The organism is Streptomyces phyllanthi (assembly GCF_009377205.1).
Classification (GTDB): Bacteria; Actinomycetota; Actinomycetes; order Streptomycetales; family Streptomycetaceae; genus Streptomyces; species Streptomyces phyllanthi.
This window is the reverse complement of sequence record NZ_VJZE01000645.1, coordinates 1-3,948: the sequence shown is the minus strand read 5'-3', so window position 1 is coordinate 3,948 and position 3,948 is coordinate 1. Positions and strand designations below refer to the sequence as shown.

Annotated in this window: 3 protein-coding genes; 1 reads left to right on the top strand and 2 read right to left on the bottom strand. The window is 73.5% G+C overall.

The window, feature by feature from the left end; translation table 11 throughout:
* Positions 1 to 512 precede the first annotated feature (512 nt).
* A complete protein-coding gene (locus FNH04_RS42720) occupies positions 513 to 1,556 on the top strand; it encodes a DUF2637 domain-containing protein (protein ID WP_152791623.1) in 1,044 nt (347 codons plus the stop codon).
* Positions 1,557 to 1,660: 104 nt separating this feature from the next.
* Here the strand turns inward: FNH04_RS42720 and FNH04_RS42715 are convergent, their stop codons facing one another.
* Both FNH04_RS42715 and FNH04_RS42710 read right to left on the bottom strand, forming a co-directional pair.
* The gene (locus FNH04_RS42715) at positions 1,661 to 2,143 is read right to left on the bottom strand and encodes an ATP-binding protein (RefSeq protein ID WP_152791625.1); all 483 of its coding nucleotides are present in this window, start codon (positions 2,141 to 2,143) and stop codon (positions 1,661 to 1,663) included.
* A gap of 310 nt (positions 2,144 to 2,453) precedes the next feature.
* The gene (locus tag FNH04_RS42710) at positions 2,454 to 3,764 is read right to left on the bottom strand and encodes a protein phosphatase 2C domain-containing protein (RefSeq protein ID WP_322725486.1); all 1,311 of its coding nucleotides are present in this window, start codon (positions 3,762 to 3,764) and stop codon (positions 2,454 to 2,456) included.
* Positions 3,765 to 3,948 lie beyond the last annotated feature (184 nt).

Genomic DNA, 3,948 nt, shown 5'->3' with positions numbered 1-3,948 from the left:
CCCCCGTCGCGGACCCCCACGCCCGCCTCACCGAGGTCTGCCCCTGCCTGGGCGTGACGGAACTCTCCCCCCGGGGACGCGACGCCGCGCGGTGACCGACGGGTCTCCGCCGCCCGGCTCGCGGAGGGCGGGTCCGAGCTCGACGCGTTCCTCGCCCGGGACGACGAGCAGGTGGTGGGTGACCCGGCGCCCCGGCACACAGCCGACTTGCCACCCCCGCGGACAACCGCTCGGCACAGATCAGTAGGATCGGATCCGGCCACGGACCGAACGCGGGTTACAGGTGTTTCACAACTTCCTCACCCGCCGCAGGAACTTTCCGAGGAACCATCCGTACGGGTAGTCTTATTCGCACTCAACTCCCGTCCCTCGCGCGGCAGTTCGAGCAGAATGCCGCCCTGCGCATCTCCTTGCACCCCCTTGGCGGTCTCTTGCCCCGAAACCCCCTGAGGGCCGAGGGGATTGGGCCACTATGGCGGGCGTTACGCCCTATCCCAATGCAAGGGACCCTGATGAGATTGACCGACATATCGCTGAACTGGCTGCTTCCTGGCGCCGTACTGCTCCTGGGGATGCTGGCGGCGGTGGCGGTACTCGCGCGCGGCAAGCGGTCCGGGGAGCACGCGAAGACCGAGGACTCGTGGGAACGCAGCGAGGAACGCCGCAGGCGCAAGGAAGCCCTCTACGGCACGGCCTCCTACGTCCTCCTCTTCTGCTGCGCCGCGGTCGCGGCCGCGCTCTCCTTCCGCGGCCTGGTCGGCTTCGGCGAGCAGAACCTGGGCCTCACCAACGGCTGGCAGTACCTCGTTCCGTTCGGCCTCGACGGCGCCGCCATGTTCTGCTCCGTGCTCGCGGTGCGCGAGGCCAGCCACGGTGACGCCGCGCTCGGCTCCCGGATACTCGTGTGGACGTTCGCCGGCGCCGCGGCCTGGTTCAACTGGGTGCACGCTCCCCGGGGCCTCGGCCACGACGGCGCTCCGCAGTTCTTCGCCGGGATGTCCCTGTCCGCCGCGGTGCTCTTCGACCGCGCGCTGAAGCAGACCCGCCGCGCCGCGCTGCGCGAGCAGGGCCTGGTGCCGCGCCCGCTGCCGCAGATCCGCGTCGTCCGCTGGCTCCGCGCGCCCCGCGAGACGTACAGGGCCTGGTCGCTGATGCTCCTCGAGGGCGTGCGCAGCCTGGACGAGGCCGTGGAGGAGGTGCGCGAGGACAAGCGCATCAAGGAGGAGACCCGCACGCGCAAGCGCGAGCAGGAGCGTCTGGAGCGTGCCCACCTGAAGGCGATCAGCCGCGGCCACCGCGGGATCGGGTTGCCCGGCCGCGCCGGACGCCAGGTCGAGACCACCGTGGAGCGGGCCCCCGCCCAGGCCGCCTCGGAGCCTGCCATATCCGCCCCGGAGCCGCTGCCGGTGCGCACGCGTCCCTCCCTGCAGCCCGTCCGCGGGGCCTCTGACAAGCCGGTCACCGTCGACCTCACCGCGGAGGACGACACAATGGCCCTTCCCCGGCTCGACTCCCTGGAGCGCAAGCTCAAGGACCTGGAGCAGCAGTTCGGCTAGAAACACACTCCCCGCGCGGGACGGCCCGACGGGCTTCGCGGGCGATACGGGACGGGGGCGCGGCGCCTGAGCCGCGCCCCCGTCCCGTGTTCGCGGTCAGGCCCTCATGCGGCGTCCGCACCCAGTTCGAACCACACCGCCTTGCCCACGCCGTGCGTCCGTACGCCCCACGCGTCCGCGAGGGACTGCACCAGCAGGAGGCCCCGGCCATGCGTGCTGTCGTCGGCGTTCGGCGTCCGCATCCGAGGTCTTTGGCCCACGAAGTCCCGCACCTCCACGCGGAGTCCGTGCGGGGAGACGATGGCCGTCAGCACCGCGTCGTCGTCGGTGTGGATGAGTGCGTTGGTCACGAGCTCGCTGGTCAGCAGCTCGGCTATCTCCGATCTCCCGGGACGCCCCCAGTGCCTCAGCAACTCCCTGAGCGCCCTTCGGGCCTCCGGCACCGCCCGTAGATCCGCCCGTCCGAGTCTGCGTTTCAGCTGTCCCGCCCCCGTGCGGTCCGTCGCGCTGTCGGCCTCTTCCTCCACCGTCTTCGCCGAGGAGGCCCCTAACGCCACGGGACCGCTCCCTCGTGCCTGCCTCTTCATGACCCCCGCCCGCACGCCGATGACGATTCCCCTCCTGCCGAGCACGTTCACGGGGATCCATGCCCTCGTCCGGAACACGGCAGTCATGCTGAATCGTCAACCACCGGCAGTAGGCGTTCAAACGCACACAGTCAAGCCACGCAGCTGAGAGCCATCGTCCGCGCCGCGGCCACGGAAAAGCGCCCCACAGCACGCCAAAACCGGCACCCGGGGTCCGCGCCCCACCGCACCTCCCCCTCCCCGCCGTCCACCGGCGCCTGCCGCTCCGGCCGTACTCGACCAGCCGCGCGCGGCCAGGGAGCGTGGCCGGTCACGCCTCCCAGACGGCCGCGGCCGTGCGGTCGTCGGCGTAGCCCTTGACCCTGACCTGGGTGTCGGCGAGGAAGGCGGCGAGCCCCGGAGGCTCCGCGGTCGCCCAGCGGGTGGTGAGGTGCTCGGCGAGGTCGGGTTCACCGCGCAGGGGGTCGGCGAGGCCCGCGGTACACAGGAGCAGTGTGTCTCCCGGACGGGCGACGGAGGCGCGGAAGCGGAACGGGTCCCGGCGCGGGGCGAGGGCCGGTTCGTACGGGCTGGGGGGCGTGGCGATACCGAGGTCCATGGTGAGCCGGTCGCCCTCGGGTGTCTCGTGGGGCGGCGAGCCGAAACTCATCACGGGCGCGCCCGCCGTGGTGGCGACCCGCGGCTCGATGTCCTGCCACTCGCCGTCCCGCAGCCGGAACAGGCCGCCGGCGCCGACGCCGAAGAAGACACGCGTACGGCACCGCGGATCGGCCGGAAGCAGCAGGCACCGCAGACCGGCCGTGTACTCCTCGGGCTCGATGCCCTGCTCGGCCGCGCTGGCGCGGAGTCTGCCGAGACTGCGGTCGGTGAGCCGGTGCAGGCCGGACTTCAGGTCGCCCCGCCGGGCGGCCCGGATGTCCGCGGCAAGCCGCGCGTGACTGCGGCCGACGGCCCGCCCGATCCACTCGCACGCCTCGGCCGCCGCCCGGTGCGCTCCCGGGGTGGCCCGGGCGCCGGTCGCCATGGCGACGAGCACCAGCGCGTCCTCGCCCGCTCCGAACCGGGCGGTCAGCAGCGAGTCCCGGCGAGGCTCGCCCCGGTACCGCGCGGAGTCCCCGCGCACGGAGGCGGCGCGCAGCGTGCACGCCCCGTAGCGCGCCCCGTCCAGCACGGTGTCCGCGACCAGACCCCCGAGGTCGTCGGGGTCCGCGACCGGTAGCGCGATGGGCTCCGGATCGTAGGTGGGCGGGCCCGAGCCGACATGGGCCACGACGAGGGGGATGTCGTCGGACTGGAGTGTGGGCGGACCGTTTCGGGCGGTGAGGGGCGGAGCCGCGTCGCGCGATGGCCGTACGGAGTCACGCGCGGCCCCGACGGCCGGACGTACGCCGGCGCCGGCCTCCTCGGGCGTACGCCCCTCACGGGGTTCCTCCGCGCGAAGGCCCGGCGGCTTGGGACCGGGCGGAAAGGTCACCGGGCCCGGCGGATCAGCGGGCGGCGGCTCCCAGGGCGCGGACCGGCGACTCGGACCACCGCGCTGCACTCCGTCGGCTGAGCCCTTGCGGTCGCCGGGAGCGTCCTGCGGGTGAGAGGTGGACCAGCGGTTGCCGGGGGAAGCCACGCCTGACGGGCCGGGCCGGTCCTCGGCGACGGACCCGTCCAGCGAGCCGGAGCCACCATCGACGACAGGCTCCTCGCGCGGGTCGGGACGGCCGGAGTCGACGGAATCGCCCCGCGGGCCGGGCCGGTCGGGAAAGGCCGGCCTGTCGTACGGCGGCGGCTGGTCGCGTGGGTCGGGGCGGTTG

Excerpts from the sequence above, each read along its gene's own strand:
- FNH04_RS42720 (WP_152791623.1), top strand. The coding sequence starts at position 513 with ATGAGATTGACCGACATATCGCTGAACTGGCTGCTTCCTGGCGCCGTA.
- FNH04_RS42715 (WP_152791625.1), bottom strand. The coding sequence starts at position 2,143 with ATGAAGAGGCAGGCACGAGGGAGCGGTCCCGTGGCGTTAGGGGCCTCC.